The 26,414-nt window shown below is 66.4% G+C and carries 31 protein-coding genes; 17 read left to right on the top strand and 14 right to left on the bottom strand.

Features of this window, described 5'->3' with window-relative positions:
- Positions 1–119: 119 nt before the first annotated feature.
- Together pdeM and Q1U94_RS10940 are read right to left on the bottom strand one after the other, a co-directional pair.
- The gene (gene pdeM / locus Q1U94_RS10935; protein ID WP_300544438.1) at positions 120–824 is read right to left on the bottom strand and encodes a ligase-associated DNA damage response endonuclease PdeM; all 705 of its coding nucleotides are present in this window, start codon (positions 822–824) and stop codon (positions 120–122) included.
- A gap of 358 nt (positions 825–1,182) precedes the next feature.
- Positions 1,183–3,666 (bottom strand): ligase-associated DNA damage response DEXH box helicase, encoded by a 2,484-nt coding sequence (locus tag Q1U94_RS10940; RefSeq protein ID WP_300544440.1) that lies wholly within the window; start codon positions 3,664–3,666, stop codon positions 1,183–1,185.
- Between the two features lie 146 nt (positions 3,667–3,812).
- Here Q1U94_RS10940 and Q1U94_RS10945 point away from each other — a divergent pair, with 146 nt between their 5' ends.
- The 11 genes from Q1U94_RS10945 to Q1U94_RS10995 all read left to right on the top strand — a co-directional run bounded on the left by Q1U94_RS10945 (position 3,813) and on the right by Q1U94_RS10995 (position 11,626).
- On the top strand, positions 3,813–4,766 hold the full coding sequence (locus Q1U94_RS10945) for a hypothetical protein (RefSeq protein ID WP_300544443.1): 954 nt from the start codon (positions 3,813–3,815) through the stop codon (positions 4,764–4,766).
- Positions 4,767–4,836: 70 nt separating this feature from the next.
- Entirely contained in the window at positions 4,837–5,559 is a 723-nt protein-coding gene (locus Q1U94_RS10950) for a hypothetical protein (protein WP_300544445.1), read from the top strand.
- A 75-nt stretch (positions 5,560–5,634) separates the two neighbouring features.
- The gene (locus Q1U94_RS10955) at positions 5,635–6,465 is read left to right on the top strand and encodes a mechanosensitive ion channel domain-containing protein (RefSeq protein ID WP_300544448.1); all 831 of its coding nucleotides are present in this window, start codon (positions 5,635–5,637) and stop codon (positions 6,463–6,465) included.
- Between the two features lie 42 nt (positions 6,466–6,507).
- Positions 6,508–6,813, top strand: coding sequence for a DUF6460 domain-containing protein (locus Q1U94_RS10960; protein WP_300544451.1), 306 nt, complete (start codon positions 6,508–6,510; stop codon positions 6,811–6,813).
- 99 nt (positions 6,814–6,912) lie between these two features.
- On the top strand, positions 6,913–7,731 hold the full coding sequence (locus Q1U94_RS10965) for a hypothetical protein (RefSeq protein ID WP_300544453.1): 819 nt from the start codon (positions 6,913–6,915) through the stop codon (positions 7,729–7,731).
- Between the two features lie 64 nt (positions 7,732–7,795).
- Complete coding sequence (locus Q1U94_RS10970) at positions 7,796–8,284, top strand: PaaI family thioesterase (RefSeq protein ID WP_300544455.1); 489 nt, start codon at positions 7,796–7,798, stop codon at positions 8,282–8,284.
- Positions 8,281–8,706 carry a PaaI family thioesterase gene (locus Q1U94_RS10975; RefSeq protein ID WP_300544457.1) on the top strand — a complete coding sequence of 142 codons (426 nt, stop codon included), beginning with the start codon at positions 8,281–8,283 and terminating at the stop codon, positions 8,704–8,706. The genes Q1U94_RS10970 and Q1U94_RS10975 overlap by 4 nt, the downstream gene beginning before the upstream one ends.
- Before the next feature lie 151 nt (positions 8,707–8,857).
- Positions 8,858–9,184, top strand: a complete 327-nt coding sequence (locus Q1U94_RS10980) for a UrcA family protein (RefSeq protein ID WP_300544460.1) — start codon at positions 8,858–8,860, stop codon at positions 9,182–9,184.
- A gap of 129 nt (positions 9,185–9,313) precedes the next feature.
- On the top strand, positions 9,314–9,676 hold the full coding sequence (locus Q1U94_RS10985) for a thiol-disulfide oxidoreductase DCC family protein (protein ID WP_300544462.1): 363 nt from the start codon (positions 9,314–9,316) through the stop codon (positions 9,674–9,676).
- 185 nt (positions 9,677–9,861) lie between these two features.
- Positions 9,862–10,182: a UrcA family protein gene (locus Q1U94_RS10990; RefSeq protein WP_300544465.1), complete on the top strand. Its 321-nt coding sequence runs from the start codon at positions 9,862–9,864 to the stop codon at positions 10,180–10,182.
- Between the two features lie 76 nt (positions 10,183–10,258).
- Positions 10,259–11,626, top strand: a complete 1,368-nt coding sequence (locus tag Q1U94_RS10995; RefSeq protein ID WP_300544467.1) for an MATE family efflux transporter — start codon at positions 10,259–10,261, stop codon at positions 11,624–11,626.
- Here Q1U94_RS10995 and Q1U94_RS11000 read toward each other — a convergent pair.
- Positions 11,578–12,609, bottom strand: coding sequence for a quinone-dependent dihydroorotate dehydrogenase (locus tag Q1U94_RS11000; protein WP_300544469.1), 1,032 nt, complete (start codon positions 12,607–12,609; stop codon positions 11,578–11,580). The two genes, Q1U94_RS10995 and Q1U94_RS11000, sit on opposite strands and share 49 nt — an antisense overlap.
- Entirely contained in the window at positions 12,610–12,966 is a 357-nt protein-coding gene (locus Q1U94_RS11005) for a DUF952 domain-containing protein (protein ID WP_300544472.1), read from the bottom strand. It abuts the gene before it with no gap.
- 130 nt (positions 12,967–13,096) lie between these two features.
- On the opposite strand from Q1U94_RS11005, the gene Q1U94_RS11010 reads away from it, so the two are divergent.
- On the top strand, positions 13,097–13,720 hold the full coding sequence (locus tag Q1U94_RS11010) for a helix-turn-helix transcriptional regulator (protein ID WP_300544474.1): 624 nt from the start codon (positions 13,097–13,099) through the stop codon (positions 13,718–13,720).
- A gap of 3 nt (positions 13,721–13,723) precedes the next feature.
- Here the strand turns inward: Q1U94_RS11010 and Q1U94_RS11015 are convergent, their stop codons facing one another.
- Positions 13,724–14,485, bottom strand: coding sequence for a hypothetical protein (locus tag Q1U94_RS11015; RefSeq protein WP_300544476.1), 762 nt, complete (start codon positions 14,483–14,485; stop codon positions 13,724–13,726).
- A gap of 109 nt (positions 14,486–14,594) precedes the next feature.
- Between Q1U94_RS11015 and Q1U94_RS11020 the strand changes: the two genes are divergently transcribed.
- Entirely contained in the window at positions 14,595–15,974 is a 1,380-nt protein-coding gene (locus Q1U94_RS11020) for a cytochrome P450 (protein WP_300544479.1), read from the top strand.
- Positions 15,975–16,065: 91 nt separating this feature from the next.
- Here the strand turns inward: Q1U94_RS11020 and Q1U94_RS11025 are convergent, their stop codons facing one another.
- The 9 genes from Q1U94_RS11025 to Q1U94_RS11065 form a co-directional block, all read right to left on the bottom strand.
- Complete coding sequence (locus Q1U94_RS11025; protein WP_300544481.1) at positions 16,066–16,284, bottom strand: helix-turn-helix transcriptional regulator; 219 nt, start codon at positions 16,282–16,284, stop codon at positions 16,066–16,068.
- A gap of 3 nt (positions 16,285–16,287) precedes the next feature.
- Entirely contained in the window at positions 16,288–16,719 is a 432-nt protein-coding gene (locus Q1U94_RS11030; protein WP_300544483.1) for a hypothetical protein, read from the bottom strand.
- A 3-nt stretch (positions 16,720–16,722) separates the two neighbouring features.
- Entirely contained in the window at positions 16,723–17,157 is a 435-nt protein-coding gene (locus Q1U94_RS11035; protein ID WP_300544485.1) for a hypothetical protein, read from the bottom strand.
- 124 nt (positions 17,158–17,281) lie between these two features.
- Complete coding sequence (locus Q1U94_RS11040) at positions 17,282–17,734, bottom strand: methyltransferase (protein ID WP_300544487.1); 453 nt, start codon at positions 17,732–17,734, stop codon at positions 17,282–17,284.
- A gap of 52 nt (positions 17,735–17,786) precedes the next feature.
- The gene (locus tag Q1U94_RS11045) at positions 17,787–18,299 is read right to left on the bottom strand and encodes a MarR family transcriptional regulator (RefSeq protein WP_300544488.1); all 513 of its coding nucleotides are present in this window, start codon (positions 18,297–18,299) and stop codon (positions 17,787–17,789) included.
- Positions 18,300–18,339: 40 nt separating this feature from the next.
- The gene (locus Q1U94_RS11050) at positions 18,340–19,935 is read right to left on the bottom strand and encodes a lysine--tRNA ligase (RefSeq protein WP_300544490.1); all 1,596 of its coding nucleotides are present in this window, start codon (positions 19,933–19,935) and stop codon (positions 18,340–18,342) included.
- A 487-nt stretch (positions 19,936–20,422) separates the two neighbouring features.
- The gene (locus tag Q1U94_RS11055) at positions 20,423–20,665 is read right to left on the bottom strand and encodes a hypothetical protein (protein WP_300544493.1); all 243 of its coding nucleotides are present in this window, start codon (positions 20,663–20,665) and stop codon (positions 20,423–20,425) included.
- Positions 20,666–20,740: 75 nt separating this feature from the next.
- A complete protein-coding gene (locus Q1U94_RS11060) occupies positions 20,741–21,526 on the bottom strand; it encodes a hypothetical protein (protein ID WP_300544495.1) in 786 nt (261 codons plus the stop codon).
- Positions 21,527–21,688: 162 nt separating this feature from the next.
- Positions 21,689–22,615 carry an IS1595 family transposase gene (locus tag Q1U94_RS11065; protein ID WP_300544497.1) on the bottom strand — a complete coding sequence of 309 codons (927 nt, stop codon included), beginning with the start codon at positions 22,613–22,615 and terminating at the stop codon, positions 21,689–21,691.
- Between the two features lie 163 nt (positions 22,616–22,778).
- Here Q1U94_RS11065 and Q1U94_RS11070 point away from each other — a divergent pair, with 163 nt between their 5' ends.
- Genes Q1U94_RS11070 through Q1U94_RS11085 form a run of 4 tightly spaced genes read left to right on the top strand, consistent with a single transcriptional unit; the run spans position 22,779 to position 26,393 of the window.
- Positions 22,779–23,414, top strand: a complete 636-nt coding sequence (locus tag Q1U94_RS11070) for a TetR/AcrR family transcriptional regulator (protein ID WP_300544500.1) — start codon at positions 22,779–22,781, stop codon at positions 23,412–23,414.
- Positions 23,414–24,367, top strand: coding sequence for an HlyD family efflux transporter periplasmic adaptor subunit (locus Q1U94_RS11075; RefSeq protein ID WP_300544503.1), 954 nt, complete (start codon positions 23,414–23,416; stop codon positions 24,365–24,367). The genes Q1U94_RS11070 and Q1U94_RS11075 overlap by 1 nt, the downstream gene beginning before the upstream one ends.
- Positions 24,364–25,290, top strand: coding sequence for an ABC transporter ATP-binding protein (locus tag Q1U94_RS11080; RefSeq protein WP_300544506.1), 927 nt, complete (start codon positions 24,364–24,366; stop codon positions 25,288–25,290). The genes Q1U94_RS11075 and Q1U94_RS11080 overlap by 4 nt, the downstream gene beginning before the upstream one ends.
- Entirely contained in the window at positions 25,287–26,393 is a 1,107-nt protein-coding gene (locus Q1U94_RS11085; RefSeq protein WP_300544509.1) for an ABC transporter permease, read from the top strand. The genes Q1U94_RS11080 and Q1U94_RS11085 overlap by 4 nt, the downstream gene beginning before the upstream one ends.
- The last annotated feature ends 21 nt before the right edge of the window (positions 26,394–26,414 follow it).

The following is a 26,414-nucleotide window of genomic DNA, read 5'->3' on the forward strand; positions in this document are numbered from 1 at the left end:
TGCCGGGGGAGTTGCCGGTATATAGGCCCCAAGGTTTCCGGCCGTCAATGGGCCGTATCGAGCACATAATACCCCTTTTGCGTGTACATGTAAGAATTAGTTACTTAAACGTGCTTTTCTCACCCATCCCCCACACACCTCGCCCCCGCCACCGGCCACACCTTGCTGCGCCCCATCACCAGCGCGTCCGGCACTCGCCCGAAACAGCGCGCGAAGGCAGCGTCGCGGACGTTGAGCCCGCCCGTATAAGCCCCGAAGGCCGGCATGATCAGTCTCGTGCCGTCGGTGGCGAAGCATCTCGCTCTTAAAGACCGGCCGTTGCGGCGCACCTTTGCGCAGGGGTGGAGGTGGCCGGCGATTTCGCCGGGGGTCTCGCCTTCGGTGGGTTCGTGGCGGAAGACCAGGCCCGCCAGCTCCACCACGTCATGCACCGCGCCGCCGAATTGCGGCGGCGGGGCGGGGTCGTGATTGCCCTCGATCCAGATCCAGCGAGCCACGGATTTCACCATCGCGGCCAGCGTGCCGGCATCGCCGGCGTGCATGCGGGTATCGGCGCGCCGGTCGTGGAAACTGTCGCCCAGGGCGATGACGGTGTGCGGCTTGTGACGGTCCAGACCGGCGGCGAGGCGTTTCAGCGTGGAGCGGGTGTCGTAGGGCGGAATGAGCTGGCCGGCGGGGGCGAAGGACGAGCCCTTCTCGAAGTGGAGATCGGAGACGACGAGGACGGCGTGATCCGGCAGGACGAGGAGGCCCGCCGGGTCGGCAAGGACCGGCGTGGTGTGGATGCGGGTCGCCAGATGGCCGGGATGGGTCGTGTCGTGCATGGCAGTGTTATCGCGCAGGGCGGGGGCCGGGGTAAGGGCGCGGCGCAGGTTTTGCTGTGGAGTTTGCGAGATGGCGGAGCACCATCCTCGCCCTTGAGGGGGTGAGGCGCGGTCCGCGCAGCGGACGTCCTTGTCCGGGGGACAAGGACGAGCAACGAACGGGACCGCTGCGTAGCAGCGGTGGAGTGGGTGGGGGCGAGGTGCTTGAAACTATAAGCACCGGGATTCACCCCGTCCGACCCCTCCTTCGCTGAAGCTACGGAGGGCCCACCTTCCCCATCAAGGGGAAGGATGACGCGGTTGCACCGCTGGAGTCTTCCGGGGACACGTACCGGAGGTACATGTCCCTCTTGATCCCCTAGTCCAGCCGCATTGCCTCGGCGATCAGCTCCTCCGAGGCGACGTCTTCCAGGATGCTTTCATGGCCCTCTCCATAGACGGGCTCCTTGCCGATTTCCAGCATGACGGGGACGGCGAGCGGGGAGATGCGGTCAAGGTTCATATGGTCGATATGGCCCTCGATGCGCGAGAGCGCGGTGCCCAGGCGGTGGATGTCGAGAAGGCCGGAGCCGGCGTCCGCCCAGGCGGCCTCGAGGAGGATATGGCCGGGCTCGTGCTCGCGCAGGACATTGTAGATGAGATCGGTGGACATGGTGACCTGGCGGCCGGACTTCTCCTGGCCGGGAAAGCGGCGCTCGATCAGGCCGGCGATGACGGCGCAATTGCGGAAGGTGCGCATCATCAGCTGGCTTTCCGCCAGCCAGGCGTCGAGATCGTCGCCCATCATGTCCTCGGCAAAGAGGGCGTCGAAATCGAGGCCGGACATGTCCCTGAGGCCCCAGACCGAGAGGGCGTATTCATTGGCGACAAAACCCATGGGCCGCATGCGCATGCGTTCCAGCCGGCGGGTCAGCAGCATGCCCAGCGTCTGGTGCGCCAGACGGCCCTCGAACGGGTAGCAGACAAGATAATAGCGCGCCGCGCGCGGAAAGGTTTCCACCAGGAGCCCGCCGGCAGACGGCAGACGGGAGTGTCTGCGCTGCAGCGACAGCCAGCCGCGCACCTGTTCGGGCAGGGCGTGCCATTTATCCGGATCGTGGACGAGGTCGCGCACGCGCGCGGCGAGATAGGTGGAGAGGGGGAATTTGCCGCCATTATAGGCGGGGATGCGCGGATCGCTGTCGGCGGAGCGGGTGACCCGGGCGGCCATCTCCTCGATCCCCTCGAAACGCAGCACCTGGCCGGCGAAGAGGAAGGTGTCGCCGGGGACGAGCTGGTCTAGGAACCATTCCTCGATCTGGCCGAGCCGGAACCCGCCGCGCCCCTTCGAGGATATGACGACATCCAGCATCGGGCTTTCCACGATGGTGCCGACATTGAGCCGGTGACGCTGGGCGATCTGCGGCGTGCGCACGCCCCAGCGCCCGTCCTTGCGCCTGACGAGACGGCGGAAACGCTCGTATGTTTGCAGCGCATAACCGCCGGTGGCGGTGAAATCGAGCACCTTGTCGAACGTCTCGCGATTCAGCTCGGCATAGGGGGCGGCGCTGCGGATCTCGTCGAAGAATTCGTCCTCCTGGAAGGGCTCGCCACAGCCGCGGCCCATGATGTGCTGGGCCAGCACGTCCAGCGCGCCGGCCTTCAGGGGTTCGCCGTCCAGCGCATTGGCAGCGACGGCTTCCGCGGCGGCCTGGCATTCCAGGTGCTCGAACCGGTTGGTCGGGGCGAGCAGGGCTTTGGACGGCGCATCCAGCCGGTGATTGGAGCGGCCCAGGCGCTGGATCAGGCGCGAGGAGCCTTTCGGCGCGCCCATCTGGACGACGAGATCGACATCGCCCCAGTCGATGCCCAGATCGAGGGTCGAGGTGCACACCACCGCCTTGAGCCGGCCCGCCGCCATCGCCGCCTCCACCTTGCGGCGCTGCTCCGGCGACAGCGAGCCGTGATGCAGGGCGATGGGCAGATTGTCCGCATTGATGTTCCACAACTCCTGGAAGGTCAGCTCGGCCTGGGAGCGGGTATTGACGAAGACCAGCGCCATCCTGGCCTGCTTGATGCGCTCATAGACGTCGGCGATGGCGTGGCGGCCGGAATGGCCGGCCCAGGGAATGCGCTCGCCGGGATCGAGAATCTCCACCTGCGGCCGCGCCCCGGCGGCCCCGCGCACGATTTCGGCGAAAACCGGATCGCCGCCCGGTGTCTGCGGTGCCAGCCAGCGCGCCAGCCCGCCCTCGTCCGCGACCGTGGCCGAAAGGCCCGCGCGGCGCGCATCCGGCGCCCAGCGCGCGATGGCGGCCAGGCCCAGGCTGAGCAGGTCGCCGCGCTTTTGCGGCGCGATGGCATGGATCTCGTCGATGACGATGCGTCTGAGATCGCGAAAGAAGGTCCCCGCATTCGCCGTGGCGCAGAACAGGGCGAGCTGTTCCGGCGTGGTCAGCAGGATGTCCGGCGGATGGGCGCGCTGGCGCTGGCGCTTGGACGGCGAGGTATCGCCGGTGCGTGTCTCGATGCGGATGTCCAGCCCCATCTCCTCGACCGGCGTCGTCAGATTGCGGGCGACATCCACCGACAGCGCCTTGAGGGGCGAGATATAGAGCGTGTGCAGACGGTGCGGACGCTGGCGCCCCCTGCCCCCGCCGGCGATATCCGCCAGTTCGATCAGGCTGGGCAGGAAACCGCCCAGCGTCTTGCCGCCGCCGGTGGGTGCGATCAGCAGCGCGTCGCGCCTCGCCCGCGCCGCCTCGATCATGGCCAGCTGATGCGGCCGCACGCGCCAGCCCCGGCTGGCGAACCAGTCGGCAAAGCCTTGCGGCAGAAGCGGAGGCACCTGGGTGTCGGGCATGCGACTTCGTTAGCGCATCGGCCGCGCCGGCGCGACAGGCAAGCCCGGAAGAAGCGGGGACAAGCGGCGAAAGCGTCCCCCTGCCAACCCTGCCGTGTTTTCGCCATGCTTGGACGCAATGAGTAGCATAGCGAGGGAAGAGACACATGGCCGGACCCGTCATCGAACGGTTCGCGGCGCTGGACAGCGCCTATCGTGAGCACACTGGCCGCGGCGAGCGCCTTTACGCGCGCTTTTCCGCCCTGGCCGGCCTGTCCTGCGATGCCGCACCGGACGCGCTTGCCAGCCACGCCCTGGCCATTCGCGACGCACTCAATGACGGGCTGGGCATGTGGCGCGCTCCCGCCAGGTCGATGCGCCTGGTCTTCGGCGCCGCACTGGCGGCCGCCGACCGGACGGCCGCCCATTTCTTCGAGGCCCGCGAAGCCCTGGCGCGCCAGCGCAAGGCGCGCGGCGGCCGGCGGCTGACCCATGGCGGCGCCTGTGCGGCGTTGGGCCTGGTCGCGGGCGGTGGACAAGCCCATCACGCCGACACGTTCTACGACATCCTGGAAACCATCGCCGCGCCTTGGTGGCGCCGGGACGCGGCGCGCGAGGAAGTCGTCGCCGCGATCTTCGCCGCGATGGGCGAAACACCCGAAGACGCCCTGACACATCTCGAAAAGGCCCGCACCGCCCTTCTCACCGCGGGCGTACCCAGGGCCGATGCCGAGGCGGCGGCCTGCGAAATCGCCTTCTATGACTATGACGCCACCGCCATCGCCCCGGCCTGGACCACGCTGAACACGGCGCTGCGCAACCACAACAAACTGCGCCACGGGGTCGGCAAGACAGGGCTCGCCGTGCTGGCCGCCCAGGGCAATAATCCCTCCACGGCGAAGGCCCTGATCGGGAATTTCGACGCGGTCCGGTCGCTCGAGCCGCGCCCGCCGGCCAATGTCGCGGCCAAGCTGGCCCTGCGGCTGACCCAGGCCCAGATCGGCGACACGGCACCCATCGCCGCCGCGCGCGACCTCGCCGCCATACTGGCCGCCCAGGCCGCCATGATCGCGGCCGTTACAGCAGCCTCCTCGGCCGCGGCAGTCGCGGCCACGTCGTAATGCGTGACACAGGCCCGTTCCGCGGGCATTCTGCAATCTCGTATCCACGGCCGGAACCGGGGGGAGAACCGTGCCGTTTCGAACCCTGCAGTCCGACCGGATCGTCGAAACGCTGGAACGCCTGTCGGCACGGACCCGCGAGCGTTTTCCCAGCGCCAGTCTGAACAATGTGATCCTGGAGCTCATCGAGCTGGGCAAGCGCGACCGCCGCCGCAGCCGGCGCCTGTCACGGCCCTACCTGCTGCTGCGCAGCGGCACGTTTCTGGCCGTCGCCCTGGCCGTGGCCGGGCTGGCCTATATCGGTTCCGCCTTCTTTGCCTGGGTCGAGGTCGACGGCACCAAGGCCGACATCTTCACCGTGTTCGAAGGGGTGGAGGCCGGACTGAACATCGTCATCCTGACCGCCGTGGCGATCTTCACCCTGATGCGGGTGGAGGAAAGGCTGAAACGGTCGCTGGCGCTGGACGACCTGCACGAGCTGCGCTCGGTCGCCCATGTCATCGACATGCACCAGCTGACCAAGGACCCGACCGCCGTGCTGCGCCTGGGTCCGCGCACCGCTTCGTCGCCGGCGCGGGAAATGAGCGAGTTCGAGCTGTCGCGCTATCTGGACTATTGCGCGGAGGCGCTCAGCCTGGCCGGCAAGATCGCCGCACTCTATGCCCAGAATTCGCGGGATCCGGTGGTGATTGCGGCGGTGAACGATATCGAGACGCTGACCTCCAACATGTCCTCGAAAATCTGGCAGAAAATCATGATCATACGGCAGTCGTCCGACAATGGCGCCGGATAGCGTCTTTGGCGTTCCCCTGTCCGGGGAAGGGTGCTAGTAGCGGTTTGGCACGCTGATCGCGAAGGGGAGCGACCCATGAATTTCGACGAATTCCTGAATCCGGAAACCATGGCGGTTCTTGCCGAACGGGCCATCGCCGCGGGCACGAACCTGGTCCTTGCCGCGCTGATCCTGATCGTCGGCTTCATCGTCGCCGGGATGATCCGGCGCGGCGTGCGCAAGGCGGCAGAGCGGTCCGCCCGCCTCGACAACACCCTGGCCAGCTTCTTCGCCTCGATCGCCTATTACGGTGTCGTCGCCATCGTCCTGATCGCGGTGCTGAACAAGTTCGGCGTCGCGACCACCAGCATGGTGGCCGCCCTGGGCGCCATCACCCTGGCGATCGGCTTCGCGCTGCAGGGCACACTGTCCAATATTGCCGCCGGCGTGATGATCATCGCCTTTCGCCCCTACGCGCTTGGTGACTGGGTCGAGGTCGCCGGCGTCTCCGGCACGGTGAAGGATGTGAACCTGTTCACCACCGAACTGGCCACGGCCGACAACAAGAAGATCATCATCCCCAACGGCCAGGCCTGGGGCGATGTGATCACCAACTATTCCGCCAACCCGACCCGGCGCGTCGATTTCACCTTCTCGATCGATTACGGCGACGATATCGACAAGGCGATGCAGGTGATCAAGGACACACTGGGCCAGGATGCGCGCATCCACACCGACCCGGAAATCTTCACGGCGGTGGCCGCACACGGCGAGTCCTCGGTGGATATTGTCACCCGTGTCTGGGTGAATACGGGCGATTACTGGGGCGTGCATTTCGACGGCATGAAGTCGGTCAAGCAAGCCTTCGACAGGAACGGCATCTCCATCCCCTACCCGCATCGGGTCACTATCGCGCGGAAGGGTTAGGCGCGGCCCCGATTGTGCCGCATTTGACGATAGAGTGGCGATATGAGCGAACAGACGACCCGGCAGCGGCGCACCTTCGTGCAGCGCCTGACGAGGATCTCCTCGACGGACATCCTCCGTCTTGTCTTCCTTTGCGTGCTTGCGGGCTTCCTGCTGGCCGCCCTGAACGTCAATCCGCGCGATCTGTGGATCGATTTCTTCGGCACGCTGGCGGAAAGCTGGAGCCGCTTCGTCAGCTTCATCGTCGACAGTGCAGGCTGGGCGGTCGAATATTTCCTGCTGGGCGCGGTGCTGGTCGTTCCCATCTGGATCGTCTTCCGGCTGATCCGCGCCGCCGGACGGGAATGAGTATGCGGACAGCCCGCTTCTTCACCATCTCTTAACCAGCCCCCTTTGCCAGATATCAACACTAGGCGCCGTAAACCGCCCTTGATGGGACGCACGGCAATGGACATTCTCGGCGTGGAGGACACGCACGACAGGGGGGCGCCGTTGACGGGCCATTCAGCCCCGCTCCTGTTGCAGTCCAACCCTTTCCTGCGCTCGATCCTGATTTCGCTGATGCGCGATGCGGGCAGCGACGATGTCATGGTTGCCCGTTGCGCCGGGAGCGCGCTGGCCGCCATGGGTCAGCGCCCGCCCAGCGTCCTTGTGTCCGACTGGAACGACCACGACACGGCCGAGGAAGACCGGTTGCGGATGGTCCGGCGTATCCGCGAATCCTCGGGTACGGGATTCGACCGCACCCCGATCATCATGATTTCCCAGCCGCGCTCGCGGCGCGAAATCGAGTTGGCGCGCGATGCCGGCGTCACCGAATTCATCGTCACGCCGGTCGCCCCGATCACGCTGCGGCATCGCCTGCAATCGGTGAAGGACAAGCCGCGCAAATTTGTGCAGTCCCCGCGCTTCAACGGCCCGGACCGCCGGCGCCGCAAGCGTCATGCCCTCGGCCCCAGCTACAAGCGCATGGCCGATGTGGACGCCGGGCTGACAACGCCTATGGGCGCCGCCCGCGCGGCGGCTGTGGCACTCGTCCAGGAAACCCAGCTGACCGGCGATCCGCTGGCGGTACGTGTCGCCCGCTCGCTGCAGCGCTACATCTCCTTCATCCGGGACTACACGCCCGTCGAGGCCGAGATTGCCCACATGCATCGCGCCGCGCTGGCCCAGCTGACGCGCATGGCCGAGGACGGCAATCCGCTGCGCGAGCCGGTTGTGACGGGCCTGGAGGAGGTGGTGGGCCGGCGCATGAAGCGCCGCTGAAACGGCTGGCCGCCCGGCTGCGCCTGACCTATCACAAGGCGGTAGGCAAGCCGGAATTCCCGCCATGGACGACGATATCCAGACCCGCCTCGACACGATCGCACCGCTCATTGTCGACGGTTCGCCGCACGCTGTTGCCCTCGGGTTTCGCATCGACTCGCTGACTCCGGGCCGGGCGACGATGTCCGCGCCCTTCTCGCAGGCGCTGATCGGCGACCCCGAAGCCGGCACGCTGCATGGCGGCGTAATCACGGCGCTGCTGGATCATTGCTGCGGCATGGCCGCCTTCGGCGGTTTTGGCGCCAGGGATACGCCGGCCACGCTGGACCTTCGCATCGACTACATGCGCCCGGCCAGGCCCGGACACGACATCACGGCCCAGGCCCGCTGCCTCAAATCCCACGGTCTCGTCGCCTTTGTCCGGGCCACGGCGCATGACGGCGATATCGAGGACCCGGTCGCCATCGCCCAGGCGGCCTTCATGATCACCCGGGCGTCCAAGGCTGCCCAGGACCGGGCCGTGCGAGCCATCCGCGAAGGAGACGGCACATGAGCCGGGTCTTGCTGGACACGCTGATGACGGCGCCCTACGTGGCCCGCTTCGGCGTCAGGCTGGAGATGAAGGGCACCGAGCTGACCGGCGTGCTGCCCTTCAGCAATGACCTTGTCGGCAATCCGCTGATCCCCGCCCTGCACGGCGGGGCGGTCGGCGCCTTCCTGGAAATCGTCGCCTCGGGCTCGCTTCTGGTCAGCCAGCCCATGGCCCGGCTGCCCAGGCCGATCGATGTGGCCATCGACTATCTGCGGCCTGCGCGCGATCAGGACGTGTTCGCCCGCGCCATCGTCGCCCGGTCCGGCCGCCGTGTCGCCAATGTCCGCGCCGAGGCCTGGCAGGGCCGTACGGATGCGCCCGTGGCCACGCTGCACGGGCATTTCCTGATCACGCCGGAAAGTTCCGGCGCCGCGCAAGGGTGACCGTCCGGTTAAGGGGCTGACAGTTTGTGGCCGAAGCCTGACTCAGGTTTAGGGCCGGTGCCACCCGTACGAAAAGCCGCACGGGCGATCCTGTTGCTGCGGTTGCGGCCTGCGCGGGGCAGGCCGGCCGCTCCACAGACAGGAGCCCCCAATGTTCATGCGCACACTGGCCGTATCCGCGGCCGTTCTTGTAACCGGCCCGCAGGCCCTCGCCGCCGATCCGGACCGGGTAGAGACACTCACCTTCCGTCCGGCCAACCTGGTCGATGCCGAAGGCCGCGCCGCCTTGCTGGCGGATGTCCGCCATGCCGCGGAATCGCTGTGCCGGGAGCCCGGTCGCCGCGACCTGTACCGCCGGCGCCTGGAAAATGCGTGCATCAGCTCGGTTATGGAACAGGCCGGCCGCCAGATCGACCGGCGTCTGGCCGCGCTGCCCGATCCGCACCTCCCGCGGGCGTTGAGCATCGCCGTGTCATGACACCGCGGCACGCCGCGCCCCGGGGGGTGGCGCGGTTCCGGCGGTATTGGGAACCGGTCCCGAAAACGGCATCCGCCGTGCGACGTCCTGACCACTGGCCGCCCGTAATGGCACCGCTAGGATGGGGGTATGGACAGGACCGGCCCCGTCATCGCCTATTACGACGCGCTCTGCCCGATCTGCCGGATCGAGATGGACCGGTATGCCCGCCACGGCAAGGATGTGATCCGGCTGGAGGACTGCAATGGCGACATGCCCGCCGATGTCGACCCCGATGCGGCACTCGGATCGCTGCATGTGCGCCTGCCCGACGGGCAGGTGGTCGACGGCTGGCTGGCCTTCATCGCGATCTGGGAACGTCTGCCCGGCTGGCGCTGGCTGGCTTTCCTGACCCGGCCGGCCCCCATTCGCGTGCCGCTGGACCGGCTGTATCGCCGGCTCGCGCCCTATCGCCCGCGCCAGACCTGTCGCGAGGGCAGCTGCAAGACCTGATCGCCCGCTGCCGGATTGGCCCATCGTGACGAGTGCCCGCGCCGGATTATACATTTTTGTATTGGTGAACTTCGAATAAGGCGACGGGCGACCTATGGACTCAACAGTTTCCGTATCCAGATAGGGTGTCGCGTACGATGCATTTTCGCATCGTTTCGCACCAACCCCCGTTGGAGGCTGAAACCATGTTCAGATCGACACTCTCCGCCGCCCTCGCGGCGCTTGCCCTCTCTGCCGCTCCGGCCCTGGCCGGATCGCCCTTCACGGTCCGGATCCCCGTCATCGAGGCGGATCTGGCCGATCCGGCCCGCCTTGAGGCGCTGGAAGCCCGGATCGCGCAAGCCGCGCAGGATGTCTGCCGCGAGCGCGTTACCGGCGATCTCCTGCGAGCCTATACGCTGCGCAGCTGCATCGAGACCACGACAGCTCACGCGATGGAACAGCTCGAAGCCCGTCTGGCCGAAGCCCCGGCCCCGGAACGCAGCACCGCGTCCCGGGAGGACTAGCGGCGATTGTGCCCCGGGCCGGGGCCAGGCCGGATACCGGCTTGCCCTCTTCGCACCGCCGGGCTAGGTGCGCTGGATGTCCGTTGCCTCGCTCACCCGCATCGACGTCATCCAGCGCGCCTGGCCCCTGGTCTTCGCCAATGCCGCAGTCCCGCTGGCCGGGGTGACCGATACCTTCGTGCTGGGCCTGTCGGGCGATACCGCCGACCTGGGCGGCGTTGCCCTGGGCGGGGCGATCTTCTCGGTATTCTACTGGAGCTTTTATTTCCTGCGTATGGGCACGACGGGGCTCACCGCCCAGGCCGATGGCGCGGGCGACACCGCCGAGACCCAGCGCATCGTCCTGCGCGCCCTGGCCATTGCCGCCATGCTGGGCCTTCTGGTCTTCGTCCTGCGCGACCTGATCGCACTTGGCGGTTTCGCCCTGCTGCAGGGTGAGGCGGAGGTGGAAGCCAGGGGCGCGCACTACCTGCTCGCGCGGGCCTGGGGTGCCCCGGCCGCGCTGGCGGCCTTCGCGCTGTCGGGCTGGCTGATCGGGCTGGGCCGCAATACCGCAACGCTGGCGATCTACGGTGTCTTTTCGGCCGTGAATATAGGTCTCGATCTCTGGTTCGTCCTGGGCCTGGGCTATGGACCCGGCGGGGTGGGCGCGGCGACGGCCATCGCGGAATGGGTGGGCCTGGCCGCCGGCCTTGGCCTCGCCGCCCATGCGCTGGCGCGTCAGGGCGGCTGGGCCGGCGGCGTTCTCGACCGGGTCCGCTTGACGGACCCGCGCGCCCTCGCGGAAATGTTCCAGGTCAATCTCAACCTGATGATCCGCACCTGGTCGCTGGTGATCGGCTTTACCTGGTTTGCCAATGCCGGCGCACGCCAGGGCACGGCGCCGCTGGCCGGCAATCACGTCCTGCTGCAGATCATCTCGCTGTGGGCCTTCGTGCTGGACGCGTTCGCCTTTGTCGCCGAGACCGAGGCCGGCCGCGCCTTCGGCCGCCGCTCCCTGCCGGCCCTGCGCAAGGCAGTGCGCCTGACCGGCGAACCCATGTTCGCTGCCGGGGCGATATTTGCCGTGCTGACCTTTTTCCTGGGCGCGGACGTTTTGTCCCTGGTGATCGAGGACGAGGCGGCGCTGGAGGCGGCGATAACCTATCTGCCCTGGTGCGCCGTCGTGCCCTTCCTGGGTGCCGGCGCCTGGTTGCTCGACGGTGTGTTCATCGGCACGACCAGCGGGAAAATCCTGCGCAATGCCGGGCTGGCGGCCGTAGCGGTCTATCTCGCCGCCGATGCGATCCTGGCACCGGCCTTTGCCAATCACGGCGTCTGGGCGGCCTTTCTGATCTTCTACATCGCCCGCGGCGCAGCCCTGGCCGCGGCCTATCCGGCGCTGGAACGGCGGCTTCAGCCGGTACCGACCGCCTCGGAAACGGATGCAAACCCGTCTGCCTGAAGCCGTTCGGCCAGCCCGTCCTTGATGCGCTGGACCAGCCCGGGGCCGTGATAGACCAGACCGGTATAAAGCTGGATCGCATTGGCGCCGGCGCGGATCTTGGCATAGGCCGTATCGGCACTGTCGACCCCGCCGACGCCGACAATGGCCAGGTCCGGCCCGGCCTCGCGGCGGAACAGCCGCACCAGATCGGTCGAGCGCGCGAAGACCGGCGGGCCCGACAGGCCGCCGCCCTCGCCGATGAGCGGGCTTTTCAGCGTGTCCGGCCGGGTGATGGAGGTATTCGACACGATCACCCCGTCCAGCCCGTGCCGGCGGATGGCCGCGATCATCACGGCCGCTTCCTCATCCTCGATATCCGGCGCGATCTTGAGAAAGACCGGAGCCGCATCGCGCGCTTCGGCAACAGCGGCGAGCAATTCGTCCAGCGCGCCGGAGGATTGCAGGGTGCGCAGTCCCGGCGTGTTGGGCGAGGAGACATTGACGGTGAAGAACTGCGCCAGACCCTTCAGCGCGGCAAGGCAGGTAGTATAGTCCCGGACCCGGTCCTCGCTGTCCAGGTTGGCGCCCAGATTGACCCCGACCGTGCCCGGCCGTCCGGCGCGGCGCGCCAGGCGCGCCCGGAACCGGTCGAGCCCCTGATTTGGAAAGCCCATCCGGTTGATTACGGCCTCGTCTTCCTCGAGCCGGAAGATGCGCGGGCGCGCCTTGCCGGCTTGCGGGCGCGGTGTCACGGCGCCGCATTCGACAAAACCGAATCCCATGCGCAACAGCGCGTCCGGCGCTTCGGCATTCTTGTCGAAACCGGCGGCCAGGCCGACCGGATTGGGCAGGTCGAGCCCGGCCAGCGTGGTCGACAGGCACGGATCGTCCGGCCCGACCACGCGCGGCCCCAGGCCGAGCTTCAACCCCCAGATGCCCAGGCGATGGGCGCGCTCCGGATCGACGCCGCGCAGGGCCCTTGTGGCGATATCGTGCAGCATCTAGTCGCGCTCCAGATCGGCGGGCAGGACCCAGTCGCCCTCGTCATTGCGGCGGATATGGCGCAGTCCGCGCACGGCACTGGCCGGGATCGGTCCGTAGACATGCGGGAACAGGGCCCCGCCGCGGGACGCCTCCCATTTCACGGACCGGCCCAGCGCCTCCAGATCGATCGCGACCAGCAACAGCCGGTCGTGCTCGTCGTAATGCTTGATCAGCGTGCCTTCGACCTGGCCGGCCGCGGAGAGATGGATGAAGCCGTCCTCGATATCGTGCGGGTCGCCGGTGAACTGACCGTCGGCCATTACGGCCGCCCAGCGTTCCGGCGTGGCGAGTCGGTATGCGATCCTGGCGGTCATTCTGTGGGGTTAGCCCCGGCGCGGGAGCGAGGCAAGGGTGTTGGGCGGCGGCCCCGCATTGGGGCGAGGCTGCCGCCTCGAATCGCCGACCGTTTTCCTATCCCCGCCGCGCGGACTAGTATCGTGCCCGATGTTCACGCACGACGAGATCTGGCGCGGGATCGACCGGTTGGCCGCGCACGCACAGACCAGCCCGTCCGGGCTGGCGCGGCGGGCCGGGCTCGACTCGACGACCTTCAACCCGTCCAAGCGCTTCTCGCGCGACGGGAGCAAGCCGCGCTGGCCCTCCACCGAGAGCCTGGCCAAGGCGCTGAGCGCGGCACACATGGATTTTGCCGGCTTCGCCGACCTGGTGGCCGGCAAGACCCCGGGCCGCGCATTGCAGGCGCGCGCCCTGGCCGACAGTCCCGACACCGCCTTCGATGCGGGCGGCCTGCCGCGCGGCGAGGGCTGGACACGCATCCCCTTTCCCGGCCTGTCCCTGGACAACGCCTATGCGCTGACGGTCGAGGGCGACGGGATGAAACCGGTCTATCGCCATGGCGACCGGCTAGTCGTGGCGCCGGACGATCCGCTGCGCCCGGGCGACCGGGTTGTGGTGAAACGGCGAGACGGCACGACCGAAGCCTGGGAGCTGGGCGAGCGCAGCGTACAGGCGGTCTCGCTGATCGCGCTCAACCCCCGGCGGCCCGACTGCCGGGTGAAACTGACGGAGATCGCCTGGATGGCGCGAATCGTCTGGGCGAGCCAGTAGGCCTCAGCGCGCCATGCGCTCGCCGGCCCAGGCCGCGGCGGCCCGGCGATCGCCCAGCAGGGCGGCGAATTCGGCGGCTTCCGCCTTCAACCGGGAATCCAGCGCATTGCGTGGCGGCAGGGCCAGCACGGTCTCGATCTGCTCGCGGATCCGGGGCCAGTGGGCCGGCTCGTCGAGGGCCGCCAGCGCGACGGCATAAAAGAAACGCGGGGCGGGATTGCCGGGATCCAGGGCGATGGCCTGGCTGTAATAGCCCATCCCGGCTGCCACCGAGGCATCCAGCATGGTCATGCCGCGCCGCCCGCCGCGGCGGGCCACTTCCAGATGCCAGGCGCCCAGCATGCCCAACGCCCAGGGATCGTCCGGATCGGCCGTCACGGCTTCTTCCAGCAAGTCGTGCCCGCGCTGCGGCAGGCGCAAGAGGTAGGCCCGCCAGCCGCTCATCTGCCGGCCGCGATACCCCAGCGCCCCGGCCAGCCGCACACGGGCATCGATATGCGTCTCGTCGAGATGGAGCGCGTACTCGGCCAGATCCGCCGCCCGCCCGGCGAGGGCCTCACGGTCGGGATGATCGGGTTCGGTCATCAGCTGGGCGAGCAGGGCACCGGCGGCAAAGGCATAGCCATCCGCCCCGCCTGCGGTCTGGGCATGGGCCGCGGCGGCCTGCCAGCGCCCGTCCTGATAGGCGCGCCGGGCTTCGGTCATGTCCGCACGGGCAGGCGCTGTGAGGGCCAGCAGGAGAAGGAATAAGGCAAGCGTGCGCATGGGACCAGTCTAGGCCGGGCCCGGTGCCGGGCAAAGCGGCAACCGCGACTTTTCGCGCGCTGGGCGGACAGGCCGGCCTGACCTAGTGTCCGCTACGGAGAGGCCCGCCATGACCGAAGTCTTCCAGCCGCCCAAACCGCCCTATGCCGTCTATTCCGGCATCGGCAAGCTGACCCCATCGGACTACTGGACCTATTTCCGGGCCATGCGGCGCAATCCGCTGGAAGTCTGGGGCGAACACCATTTTCGCATCCGGATCGCCCCCTTCCGCTTTCTCGGCCGCTCCAGCCTGATCGTCAACGACCCCGACGCCATCCATCACTGTTTCGTCAGCCGGTCCGGAAACTACGGCATGAACCCGTTGCGCCAGGCCGTGCTCCGCCCCTTCCTGCGCGACGGGCTGCTGACCGCGGAGGGCGAGGTCTGGAAGACGGCGCGCAAGGCTGTCTCGCCCGTCTTCACACCGCGCAGGGTCAACGCCTTCGCCCCGCAGATCCGGACCATCAGCGAGGATGCCGCAGACGCCTTCGCCGCCGTCGACGGACGCGTTGTTCCCGTTTCCCGGGCCATGGTGGACCTGACGCTGGATGTCCTGATCGAGACCCTGTTCTCCGGTGACGAGGCGCTGGACAAGGCGGCCTTCACCCAAGGCATCCACAAACTGCTCGAAATCAGCGGCATTCCCCACCCGTTCGACCTGTTGCACCTGCCCGGCTGGATCCCGCGCCCGGGCCAGGGCCGTTCGCGCAAGGTGATCGCCGGACTGCGCCGCCAGGTCGCCGCCGTCGCTGCCGTGCGCCGGGCCGCACCCGCGCCGGACCGGGCCGGACGTCCCGCCGATTTTCTCGACCTCCTGCTGGGTGCCGGGCTGGACGACACCGCAGTGACCGACAACCTCCTCACCTTCCTCGCCGCCGGTCACGAGACCACCGCACGCAGCCTGGCCTGGACGCTCTACCTGCTGTCACGCGCCGGGGAGGTGCGCACACGGCTGGAGACGGAGATCGATGCGGCACCGCTTGACGATTGCGACCCGGCCGCGTGGGCGGGCCTCCTGCCCTGGACGGAGGCGGTGATCAAGGAAAGCCTGCGCCTCTACCCCTCCGCCCCGATGCTGGCGCGCACCTCGAAAGAACGGGATATCGTCGCCGGCCTGCCCGTGCCCGCCGGCACCGATGTTCTGGTCTCGACCTGGCTGTTGCACCGCCAGCGCGACATCTGGGCCGAGCCGGACGCCTTCCGCCCCGAGCGCTTCCACGGCGAAAACGCCACAGCCATTCCGCGCGATGCCTACCTGCCCTTCGGCCTGGGCCCGCGCGTGTGCATAGGCGCGCGCTTTGCCATGATGGAAATGGTGATCGTGCTGGCCTGTCTCCTGCGCAAGGTGCGTTTCGATTATGCCGGCGAACGCGACCCGCGCCCGGTCATGCGCATCACGCTGCAGCCGGACAATGCGGTGCCGATGCGTGTGAGCGCGCGGAAGGGCTGACGGTTTTCAACACTTTCCATGCTCCCCTCCGCGGACCTGCTTCTCCCCCGGAACAGGTCCGGGGAGATGCATGCCGGCGCGAAACCGCCCCCTAGCCTTCGGGATACTGGAACACCTCCTCCAGCCCGACGCCGAACACGCGGGCGATCTTGAAGGCCACTTCCAGGGAGGGGGAATAGCGGCCCTGCTCGATGGCGATCACGGTCTGGCGGGTGACGCCGATCCTGTCGGCCAGTTCCGCCTGGGTCATCTCTCCGGCGTGAAAGCGCAGGGTGCGGATCTCGTTGGTGATGGGTGTGGGCTTGGCCATGGCTCACCCCCGCCCGCGATAGGCGGCGATCTTGAGCGCGATGCTCAGAAGGCCCGCCAGCATGCCGCCCACAAAGAGCAGTTGGGCCACCCAGAAGCGGTCGATGTCGGTGAAGAGCAGGATCAGCGCGGCGAAGGCGATCAGATGCATGAGATTGCCGCCCCAGGCATCCCCCCGGCGCTCGATATCGCGGTCGCGCTCGTCGTCGATAATCCCGTCCCTGGCGCGCACCGACGGATCGGTGAGGGCCAGCGGAACAATCCCCGCGATCAGCAGGACAACGAACAGGCCCAGGGAAATCCCCATCGGCCATTTCCACGCGATCTCGGCAGCGGGCACGGCCCCGATCTGCGGCAGGACCCGCCAGAGATACCAGGCCAGCGAGACCGCTCCGGCCCCAAGGGCGGCGAGGTTGAGTTTTTCCAGGAATGACATGGCTCACACACCCCGGCGATAGTCGATCAGCTTGGAGACGGCCTTGACCACTTCGCCCGCTACAAGGCCGGCCAGAATGGTGTTGGCAATGAGATAGGCGGGCTGGCCCAGCATGGCGATACCCATGGCGAGGAGGGCGAAGACACCCAGCACGAAACCGCCGCGCTGGTCGCCGCGCATCTCGATCAGCTTGTCGCGTTCGTCGGCGGCCTCATTCGCTTCCGAGGGCGCCATGATGGCGATGAGGATATGCGCGACGATCGACACGACGACGATGATGACGACGGTGAGGAGCATTTTCACATTGGTGACGGCCAGCGCCGCTTCCGGCGCCAGCCCGCCGCCCAGGATCGATCCCGCCGCCGTGCCGAAATACCAGCCATAGACCCCGATCAGGATCGCCAGCATCGCGAGATTGCTCTTCTCGTGAAAACTCATGTCAAACACCTCAGTCTTTATGTCGGATATTTTTTACATGACATGATGTATGACAGAGCTGACCTGATGTCAAATTTTCCGGACATTGCCGGGAGCCCGCTCCTCCGGAGCTTCGCGGACCGTGCTATTTGCGTCCCAGCCAGCGCCGCACCCGTCCGCGATAGACGCGATAGTCCTCGCCGAACTGTTCCGCCATGCGCTTTTCCTCGAAGGGGATGTACCAATGCTCGGCCGCCATCAGGAACACCAGGACAGGGAGCAGAGGTGAAAGTGTGCCCAGGCCGATCCACAGGCCGGCCAGCACAAGAAGGAAGCCGAGATACATCGGATTGCGGCTGATCGCGAAGAAGCCGTCGGTTACCAGCCCGGTCGGCGCGTCGAAGGTCCGGATATTGACGGACCGGCGGCGGAACAGGCGGGCCGGCACCACCGTCAGGACAAGGCCTGCCACCGCAACCGCCAGACCCGCCGGCCACACAGGTTCCGGAATGATCCTGGCCACCGGCCAGAATAGATGCAGGGCAGCCATCGCGGCGGCGCACAGCAGAAACAGGTGGGGCGGCAAAAGCCAGGTCATTGATATTCTCCATTGTTTAGTTGCTAAACTTATTGGTCAAAAAAAGGGAGACTCAGCCTCGGTCTTGCTCTCCGGCATAATCGCGAACGAACCCTTCCAGAACCGCCTCCAGCTCCGCCAGAACGTCGATGGCCCGGTTTGCCTTCGCTGTCAGCTCGGCACCGTACTGGGTCCGGAAACAGTCGAGGAAAGCCCGGTGGAAGTCTTCATGCGCCTGGTATCCGCGCCATCCGGTTTCGGTCAGCGCGAGAACGATCTCCTTCTTGTTGGCCCCGGGGCGCCGCTCGACTAGCCCCTTGGCTTCCAGTTTCGCCGCCATCTGCGACACCGCGCCCCGTGTGACACCCAGCGCCTCGGCGACATCCTTCATGATCATGCCATCGCCCCGGCCGATCGCCTGTATCGTGTGGATTTCCGCACGATGCAGGACATGCCCGGTGCCGAATGTCCGAGGCTCGGCATCGATCGCGTGAGCGCGCATCATCAGCCGGTGAAAGACGTCGATCAGACGATCGACTGTCTCGGCATCCCCCGCACTCCCGCCGAACGGCTCCGCCTCGGTCATCCGCTCATCATTTAGCAACTAAACAATATTCATTCAAGCGTTAGCGGACAAGTTCGCCCGCCAGCGCCTTCTCGATCAGCGCGATGGTCTCGCCGACGCCGTAGATCGCCACGAAGGAGCCGAAGCGCGGGCCCTGGGACTGGCCGAGCAGGACTTCGTAGAGTGCCTTGAACCAGTCGCGCAGGTTCTCGAAGTCCTGGGTCTTTCCGCTCGCATAGACCTCGTCCTGGATCTTCGCCCCGTCGCGTTCGCCCGGGTCCATCGCCTTGAGCCGTGCCAGAAGGTCTTCCATGGCGGCGCGTTCCGGACCGGTGGGCGCGCGGAAGGCCTTCGTCGGTTCGACGAAGTCCGTGAAATACTGCACGGCGAAGCCGGCCAGATGGTCCAGCAGGGGATGGGTTTGCGGCGTCGCACCGTCGACATAGCGGCCGATGAAGCCCCACATCACATCGCTGGAATGAGCGCTGGCGGCCGAGGCCAGGTTCAGCAGCAGGGCGAAGGAGATCGGCGAGGTCTCCGCCGGCGGATGGCCGGTATGGATGTGCCAGGCCGGGTTTTCCAGCTGCTTGGCCGGGTCCTGGCCGGGATAGGCCGCCAGATGCTGGAGATATTCGTCCACCGCCCTGGGGATGACGTCGAAATAGAGGCGCTTGGCCGTCTTCGGCTTGACGAAATTATAATAGGCCAGGCTCTCCTGAGGGGCGTATTTCAGCCAGTCCTCCACCGACAGCCCGTTGCCCTTGGACTTGGAGATCTTCTCGCCCTTCTGGTCGAGGAAAAGCTCGTAGACAAATTGCGTCGGCGGTTCGGCGCCCAGGATGCGGCAGATCTTCGAATAGACCGGCGCATTGGTCTGATGGTCCTTGCCGAACATCTCGAAGTCGACGCCCAGCGCGGCCCAGCGCATGCCGAAATCCGGCTTCCACTGCAGTTTCACATGACCGCCGGTGACCGGCAGCGTGGTCTCGGTGCCGTCCTCGTCGTCGAAGGTGACAGTGCCGGCGGCGGCGTCGACCGCTTTCATGGGCACGTAGAGCACGCGCCCGGTCTTCGGCGAGATCGGCAGGAAGGGCGAATAGGTCGCCTGGCGCTCCGCCCCCAGTGTTGGCAGCATCACGTCCATGATGGCGTCATACTTCTCTGCCGCCCTGCGCAGCATGTCGTCATAGACGCCCGACTTGTAGAGCGTGGTCGCCGACTTGAACTCGTAGGTGAAGCCGAAACTGTCGAGGAAGCCGCGCAGGCGCGCATTCATGTGTGCGCCATAGCTCTCGTGCGTGCCGAAGGGATCGGGCACCTCGGTGAGCGGCTCCTGCAGATGCTGCGCCAGCATCTCCTGATCGGGCAAATTGTCCGGCACCTTGCGCATGCCGTCCATATCGTCGGACACGCAGATCAGTTTCGGCTCGTAGGCACCGCCGGTCAGCACGTCGAAGGCATGCAGCACCATGGTCGTGCGCACCACCTCGCCGAACGTGCCCATGTGCGGCAGACCGGAAGGACCGTAGCCGGTCTCGAACACGACCGGTCCCGATTTTCGCCCGAGCTTGTCCAGACGCTTCTTCAGCAGCCGCGCCTGTTCGAACGGCCAGGCTTTCGCGTTTCGGGCGAGATCGGACAGATCGGGGGCGGACATGGGCGTGCTTTCTGTTGCAGTGCAGGAAGACGAGCGAGGTAGAGGGGATGGGGGGGATGGTCAAGCGGGCCGGCCCGCCCGAGTGTAGCGCCAATGCCACACTCCACCCCAATCCCGTACCGGCGAGTCGTTTTCGCCTTGAACGCGAAAGCATGCGAGGCGATAAGCCGCCTCCCGATCAGCATCGATACCCCTTGCGGGTGCGCAACACGAGACGACGAGCGTACAGGATGAACCCAGTACAGCGTACATATCGCCTCACCGGTACGGCCAATTGGCCGGCCGCGATTGCGCGCGCGGAGGGTTTCGCAATCACCCGGTAGACTGTCCCCAACAGTCCCGGTGACCGGCCCTCCCGAGCGTAGCTCGCGGAGGGTTTTTTCGTTCCGGCAGCCTTGCCCCTCCCCCCGCCAGGCAAGCCGGAACGACACGCCCGGGAGGATGCGCGCACCCCCAACGCGCATCCTCCCAACCGGGCGGGCCGATGCTAGGCGGAGCCCCGCCCCGTCAGCCGGCTCCAGAGGCGTTTGCGATTGGCAAAGACGGTCCAGCCGCCGGCGATCGCCAGCACCCAGATCAGCACCTCAGTGGCCAGCGCGGCGATGGTGACCGCAACGGTGAAGGCGCCGATACCCTCGGTGCTGAGCCAGGTGATCGCCACGCCCATCCAGGCGCCTGCGAAGGCGGCAACGGCCAGTGAGATCATGAGTTTGCGAAGCGTGGTGCCCACGTCCCCTTCCTTTTGTAAAGCTTGCTGGCGATATTATACTTTGCGTACCCAGAGGGCTAAGCTATGAGGAATAATCTAGCCGAGCCCAAGCTCTTGGCATCGCGCTTCGAGAGTCTCTGCGGCCAAGCTGGCCTTTTCCGAAAAGCCTTTGAGCGCGGCAATAGCGTTCACAGGCTCAGGAAGCCGGGTATCGCGAAGGGCTACGTCGAAGCTAAACTCGTAATCGCCGTTCACTTCAACGTCCCCGCGCCACCTTATAAGTTCTGCTTCGTTTTTTTGCGGGTTCCACCGGGGCACAAGAACGTCCATGGACTGAACGACACGCCCATGGATCGACGGGTATCGTGTCGAAGTGATGTGGCCGATGACTGTCAGGCCAACGGTGTGTTTGTCGTTCGCCATCTTGGCAAGGGTGCGGATTACGTCGTCACCTCCGGGGTGGCTGTCGCCTCGCGGGTATGGCTCATGGTCGGCGAAAACATCCCAGAGCCGTTGATCAATTCCACGTGCCTTGAGGAGGCGGTTCAGGTCGGCGGGGCCTCGAGCCCACGGGTAGTAAATGCTTCTATTAGACCGCCCGGTGGCAAGGTTTCTTGCCGCAAAGGTTGCTTTATCGAAAGCGTACCGAGCCTGAGTCAGTGCCTCGGTAGCTTTTCGCCGGAACGCTTTAGGCAAGGGTTTTGTGAGGCGGACTTTTTGGACGTTCTCACTAGTTGCCGCATCGAACTCGGTAACAACTTCTGTCACGCCACTTTGGAAAAACCCCTTAAAAGCAGTGTGAAGCTCGTCGATTGCCTCATTTGCCCATTCGACAGACTCGTGCGCTGGCGCAAACTCTCGCTTGACCGCCTCACTCACCATCGGGACGCCGTCGAATCTTAGGGGGGCAGAATAACTTTTCCATACGCTCTTCAGCGTCGGTGGGGCTTAGTTCGCCAGCGTCGATTAGCTCTTGAACGGCCCTTTTGAACCGCTGGCTTTGCTGCTTCGGCGTGTCCGGCTTTTTCTTTTGCGGCATGGCGCTTAGGCCCTTGAACCAGTCGTTTCATAGGTGAGCGGCTTGCCGGTCGCGCCGGAAAGGATCGCGTCGGCGCGGCGCTCGTCATCAACGCCGTTAGCCTGACGGTTGCTGTAGCGGAAATCAAATTCCGCAAGGTAGCGGTGCAAGTGCTTCTTGGCGCAGTGCTGATACACGCCGCGCATCCCACGCTTGAAAATGCTGAAGCAGCCCTCGACGGTGTTAGTGTACACGTCGCCGCGCACGTACTCATCGCGAGCGTGGGCGACGATGCCGTGCTCTGCGAAGGCCTTACCCAGAGGCAAATAGAACCGCGCCTCATCGGTCATAAGGCGTGCTTCCTTGGAAATGTTTTCGGCAAGGATCGGACCAATTTCGGCGGCGCTTAGGCGATCAACAACCATGCTGCGGACTTGGCCAGTTCCGCGGTCCACTAGGCTGAGCACTTTGTTCATCTGGTTATAGTTCGCGCGCTTGCCGGGCGCGGGCGCGTCAGGATCCTGACCAATGAAGGTTTCATCGACTTCCACGGCGCCGCCTCCCGCGCCAAAGGGCGACAGGTCGCCAGTGCGCATTGCCTCACGGATGCGATGAGACATGAACCAAGCGGTTTTCAAGGTCACGCCAAGAATGCGATGCAGCTGGTTGGAGCTGATGCCCTTCTTGCTTCCTGCGATCAGGAAGATCGCCTGAAGCCAAAGATGCATTTTGACGTGGCTGTTTTCGAAGATGGTGCCGACCTTCACGGTGAAGGGCTTGCGGCACTTGTAGCACTTATAGGCGCCGATCCGGGTGGATTTGCCGCCCATTTTGGACACGCGCTCTTGCTCGCCGCACTTGGGGCAAGTCGGCCCATTCGGCCACACACGCGCCTCGATATAGTCGTAAGCGGCTTGCTCGTCGTGAAACTCGGGGCGGGCGAAAATCGACATGGCCTTATCTCCTTATGAGGCAAGGCATCTCAGCCGAATGGGTACGTCAAGTACAATATCACCAGCTTGCTTGTCAGTCATAATGTCAATGAACCTTGTCGTCAAGCATGCTTGACAAACAATCTCGTTGCAACTGACTGACCGGTCAGTTATAAAAGCCGGCATGAACACGCACTCCCGACGCCGGCGCCCCGAAGCCCGGCCCGACGAAATCCTGGATGCCGCGCTGGCCGTGTTTTCCGAACAGGGCTTTGCCGCCGCACGCGTGGAAGACATCGCCAGGCGGGCGGGCCTCTCCAAGGGCGCGGTCTATCTCTATTTCCCCTCCAAGGAGGCGATGCTGAACGCGCTGGTGGAACAATCCGCCGGGCAATTGGCCAAGGCCGCCGAACGGCTCGTGGCCATCGGCGCGCCGAAGGACCCCGAGGCCGCGCTGCGCAGCCTGGTCTTCATGCTGGTCACGGCGATGTCGGACGCCGATATCTCGGCCGCCCCCCGCCTGGTCCTTACCGAGGCACAACGCTTTCCCGACATCGCCCAATTCTATCGCAGCCAGGTGCTGGACGTGGCCCGCCGCGCGCTCGGCGCCCTGCTGGAGACCGGCGTGACGGCCGGCCGCTTCCGCCACGTGGATACCGACATCTTCATGCGCATGCTGGCCGGCCCGGCGCTGGCGCACATGGTGCTGGCCACGGTCTTCGAGCTGAAGCCCGCCGCGATCGAGGAGCCGGCGGATATCGCCGATGCGCTGTGCGACCTCCTGCTTCACGGACTGCTGCCCCGCACGGAGACGAGCTGATGCGCGCCCTGCCCCTTTCCGCACTGGCCCTCGCTGCACTGGCCCTTTTGCTGACCGCCTGCTCCGGCGGCGAAGAGGCCGGCCTGCACGGCTATGCCGAAGGCGATTTCATCGCCATCGCGCCGGACACTCCCGGCCCGATCGTCGAAACGCTGGCACGCGAGGGCGAGCGCGTGGAGGCCGGCGCGCCGCTCTTCCGTCTCCACGCTGCGCAGGAAACCGCCGCGCTGGCCGCGGCCGGAGCCCGGATCGAGGCTGCCCGGGCGCGGTTCGACGACGCCGCGGCCGGTGCGCGCACACCCGAGATTGAAGCCGTGCGCGACCAGCTGGACCAGGCCCGCGCCGCCGAGCGGGAGGCCCGCGATGCGCGGGCGCGTGCGCGCGAGCTGTTCGACAACGGGCATGTCAGCCGGGCCCGGCTCGACCAGGCCGAGGCCGCCGCCGAGACCGCCTCTGCCCGGGTTGCGGAAATGCGCCAGCGCCTGAGCGCGATCCAGCTGCCCGGCCGGGAGAACCGGTTGCGCGCGCTGGAAGCGGAAATTGCCGCGGCCATGGCCGAGCGCGACCGCGCCGCCGATGCGCTGGCCCGGCGTGAGGTGCGCGCGCCGACGGCGGGCCGCATCCACCGCCAGATCCGTTTCGGGGGCGAGCAGGCCGGTCCGGCCCGGCCGGTCTACGAGCTGTTGCCGCAAGGCGCTGTATACGCCCTCCTCTTCATCCCCGAACCCCGGCTGGCCGCCCATCCAGTAGGCACGCGGCTGGATGTCGCCTGCGACAGCTGTCCGGCCGGGCTGACGGCCCGGATCGTCACCATCGCCGAGGATGCCGAATTCACCCCGCCGGTGATCTACTCGGACAATGAGCGCGCCCGCCTGGTCTATCGTGCCGAGGCCCGGTTCGAGGGCACGCCGCCGCCGCCCGGCACGCCGCTGCGTTTCGAGCCGCGCTCATGAGCGGTGAGCTGGCCATCGATGTGACGGGTCTCACCAAGCGCTTCGGCGAGAAGACAGTCGTCGACGATTTCGCCATGCAGGTGCCCAAGGGCGCGATCTACGGCTTTCTGGGGCCGAACGGATCGGGCAAGACGACAACGATCCGGATGATGTGCGGCCTGCTGAAGCCCGATGGCGGCGGCGGTACGGCGCTGGGCTACGACATTGTCCGGGAAAGCCGCACGATCAAGTCGCGCGTGGGCTATATGACCCAGAAATTCTCGCTCTATGGCGATCTCACAGTGCGCGAGAACCTCACCTTCATGGCGCGCCTGCATGCGCTGGACAATCCCGGACAGCACGTCGCCGCAGCGCTGGAGGAATACGAGCTGGCCCCACGCGCCAACCAGCTCGCCGACACCTTGTCGGGCGGCTGGAAGCAGCGTCTTGCGCTGGCAGCGGCCTCGATGCATTCGCCCGGCCTCCTGCTTCTGGACGAACCCACGGCGGGCGTCGACCCCAAGGCCCGGCGGGACTTCTGGGACCGTATTCGCGGCCTGGCCCGCAAGGGCGTCACCGTCCTGGTCTCGACCCACTACATGGACGAGGCCGTCCAGTGCGATTTCATCGCCTTCATTGCCTATGGCAGAAAACTGATCGATGCGCCCTCCGGCGAGATTCCCGAACGCGTCGGCCTGATCACCTGGCGGATCGAGGGCCGTAATCTGCAGCCGGTCTATGACGCCCTCTACCATGCGCCCGGAGTCGATCAGATTGCGCGCTTCGGCTCGGCCCTGCACGTTTCCGGCCGCGATGCGGATGCGCTGGAGCGCGCCATCGCCCCCTATCGCGAGCGCGAAGGTCTGACCGTGGAACCGGCCAAGACCGGGCTGGAAGAGGCCTTTATCTGGCTGATGACCGGATCGGAGGACAATTTCCAATGACCGGTTTCAGCCGCATCCTCGCCATGATCGGCAAGGAATTCATCCAGATGCTGCGCGACCGGCTGACCTTCGGCATGATGGTCGGCATTCCGGTGATGCAGCTCCTCCTGTTCGGCTATGCCATCAACACCGATCCGCGCCACCTGCCCACACTGGTGGAGATGGGCGATAGCGGCCCGGCCAGCCGCGCCATCCTGCAGGCGATGGAAACTTCCAACTATTTCGACCTGGCCGGCATCACCACCTCCCGCGCGCAGACCGAAGCGGCCATGCAGCAGGGCGATATCCTGTTCGTGGTGACCATCCCGCCCGATTTCGAACGCGACCTCCTGCGCGGCGCCCGGCCGCAAATCCTGCTCGACACGGATGCCTCGGACCCGGTCGCCGCCGGGGCCGGCACCGGTGCGTTTCCCACACTCGTCCAGAGGGCGCTGGAACCCATGCTCGGCGAGATGACCCCGCCGGTCGAGACGGTGATCCAGCGCCGCTACAACCCCGCCGGCCGGACCGCACTCAATATCGTGCCGGGCCTGCTGGGCGTCATCCTGACCATGACCATGGCGATGATGACCTCGATGGCGCTGACCCGCGAAGCCGAACGCGGCACGCTGGAAACCCTGCTGGCAACGCCCACGCGGCCCTATGAAGTCATGATCGGCAAGATCACGCCCTATATCCTCGTCGGCTTCATCCAGGTGGTGATCATGCTGGCCGGGGCGCGCTACCTGTTCGGCGTGCCCTTTCTCGGCTCGCCCCTGGCCTTCCTCGTCAGCGTCTCGCTCTTCATCCTGGTAAACCTGTCGCTGGGCTTTCTGTTCTCCACCATCGCCCGCACGCAGATGCAGGCCATGCAGATGACCTTCTTCGTCTTTCTGCCCTCGATCCTGTTGTCCGGCTTCATGTTCCCCTTTGCGGGCATGCCCGCCTGGGCCCAGATGCTGGGCCAGGCCCTGCCGACCACGCATTTCATCCATGCCGTCCGCGCGATCATGCTGAAAGGGGCCCGGCTGGGCGATGTGGCCCCGGACATCTGGCCGCTCGCCGCGATCTTCGCCGCCATCGCGACGGTGGCGATGCTGCGCTACCGGCGCACGCTGGATTGAGGTGGCGGACGATATGGTGCG

This window comes from Maricaulis sp., assembly GCF_030149515.1.
GTDB lineage: Bacteria > Pseudomonadota > Alphaproteobacteria > Caulobacterales > Maricaulaceae > Maricaulis.

Excerpts from the sequence above, each read along its gene's own strand:
- pdeM (WP_300544438.1), bottom strand. The coding sequence starts at position 824 with ATGCACGACACGACCCATCCCGGCCATCTGGCGACCCGCATCCACACC.
- Q1U94_RS10940 (WP_300544440.1), bottom strand. The coding sequence starts at position 3,666 with ATGCCCGACACCCAGGTGCCTCCGCTTCTGCCGCAAGGCTTTGCCGAC.
- Q1U94_RS10945 (WP_300544443.1), top strand. The coding sequence starts at position 3,813 with ATGGCCGGACCCGTCATCGAACGGTTCGCGGCGCTGGACAGCGCCTAT.
- Q1U94_RS10955 (WP_300544448.1), top strand. The coding sequence starts at position 5,635 with ATGAATTTCGACGAATTCCTGAATCCGGAAACCATGGCGGTTCTTGCC.
- Q1U94_RS10960 (WP_300544451.1), top strand. The coding sequence starts at position 6,508 with ATGAGCGAACAGACGACCCGGCAGCGGCGCACCTTCGTGCAGCGCCTG.
- Q1U94_RS10965 (WP_300544453.1), top strand. The coding sequence starts at position 6,913 with ATGGACATTCTCGGCGTGGAGGACACGCACGACAGGGGGGCGCCGTTG.
- Q1U94_RS10970 (WP_300544455.1), top strand. The coding sequence starts at position 7,796 with ATGGACGACGATATCCAGACCCGCCTCGACACGATCGCACCGCTCATT.
- Q1U94_RS10975 (WP_300544457.1), top strand. The coding sequence starts at position 8,281 with ATGAGCCGGGTCTTGCTGGACACGCTGATGACGGCGCCCTACGTGGCC.
- Q1U94_RS10980 (WP_300544460.1), top strand. The coding sequence starts at position 8,858 with ATGTTCATGCGCACACTGGCCGTATCCGCGGCCGTTCTTGTAACCGGC.
- Q1U94_RS10985 (WP_300544462.1), top strand. The coding sequence starts at position 9,314 with ATGGACAGGACCGGCCCCGTCATCGCCTATTACGACGCGCTCTGCCCG.
- Q1U94_RS10990 (WP_300544465.1), top strand. The coding sequence starts at position 9,862 with ATGTTCAGATCGACACTCTCCGCCGCCCTCGCGGCGCTTGCCCTCTCT.
- Q1U94_RS10995 (WP_300544467.1), top strand. The coding sequence starts at position 10,259 with ATGTCCGTTGCCTCGCTCACCCGCATCGACGTCATCCAGCGCGCCTGG.
- Q1U94_RS11000 (WP_300544469.1), bottom strand. The coding sequence starts at position 12,609 with ATGCTGCACGATATCGCCACAAGGGCCCTGCGCGGCGTCGATCCGGAG.
- Q1U94_RS11005 (WP_300544472.1), bottom strand. The coding sequence starts at position 12,966 with ATGACCGCCAGGATCGCATACCGACTCGCCACGCCGGAACGCTGGGCG.
- Q1U94_RS11010 (WP_300544474.1), top strand. The coding sequence starts at position 13,097 with ATGTTCACGCACGACGAGATCTGGCGCGGGATCGACCGGTTGGCCGCG.
- Q1U94_RS11015 (WP_300544476.1), bottom strand. The coding sequence starts at position 14,485 with ATGCGCACGCTTGCCTTATTCCTTCTCCTGCTGGCCCTCACAGCGCCT.
- Q1U94_RS11020 (WP_300544479.1), top strand. The coding sequence starts at position 14,595 with ATGACCGAAGTCTTCCAGCCGCCCAAACCGCCCTATGCCGTCTATTCC.
- Q1U94_RS11025 (WP_300544481.1), bottom strand. The coding sequence starts at position 16,284 with ATGGCCAAGCCCACACCCATCACCAACGAGATCCGCACCCTGCGCTTT.
- Q1U94_RS11030 (WP_300544483.1), bottom strand. The coding sequence starts at position 16,719 with ATGTCATTCCTGGAAAAACTCAACCTCGCCGCCCTTGGGGCCGGAGCG.
- Q1U94_RS11035 (WP_300544485.1), bottom strand. The coding sequence starts at position 17,157 with ATGAGTTTTCACGAGAAGAGCAATCTCGCGATGCTGGCGATCCTGATC.
- Q1U94_RS11040 (WP_300544487.1), bottom strand. The coding sequence starts at position 17,734 with ATGACCTGGCTTTTGCCGCCCCACCTGTTTCTGCTGTGCGCCGCCGCG.
- Q1U94_RS11045 (WP_300544488.1), bottom strand. The coding sequence starts at position 18,299 with ATGACCGAGGCGGAGCCGTTCGGCGGGAGTGCGGGGGATGCCGAGACA.
- Q1U94_RS11050 (WP_300544490.1), bottom strand. The coding sequence starts at position 19,935 with ATGTCCGCCCCCGATCTGTCCGATCTCGCCCGAAACGCGAAAGCCTGG.
- Q1U94_RS11060 (WP_300544495.1), bottom strand. The coding sequence starts at position 21,526 with ATGGTGAGTGAGGCGGTCAAGCGAGAGTTTGCGCCAGCGCACGAGTCT.
- Q1U94_RS11065 (WP_300544497.1), bottom strand. The coding sequence starts at position 22,615 with ATGTCGATTTTCGCCCGCCCCGAGTTTCACGACGAGCAAGCCGCTTAC.
- Q1U94_RS11070 (WP_300544500.1), top strand. The coding sequence starts at position 22,779 with ATGAACACGCACTCCCGACGCCGGCGCCCCGAAGCCCGGCCCGACGAA.
- Q1U94_RS11075 (WP_300544503.1), top strand. The coding sequence starts at position 23,414 with ATGCGCGCCCTGCCCCTTTCCGCACTGGCCCTCGCTGCACTGGCCCTT.
- Q1U94_RS11080 (WP_300544506.1), top strand. The coding sequence starts at position 24,364 with ATGAGCGGTGAGCTGGCCATCGATGTGACGGGTCTCACCAAGCGCTTC.
- Q1U94_RS11085 (WP_300544509.1), top strand. The coding sequence starts at position 25,287 with ATGACCGGTTTCAGCCGCATCCTCGCCATGATCGGCAAGGAATTCATC.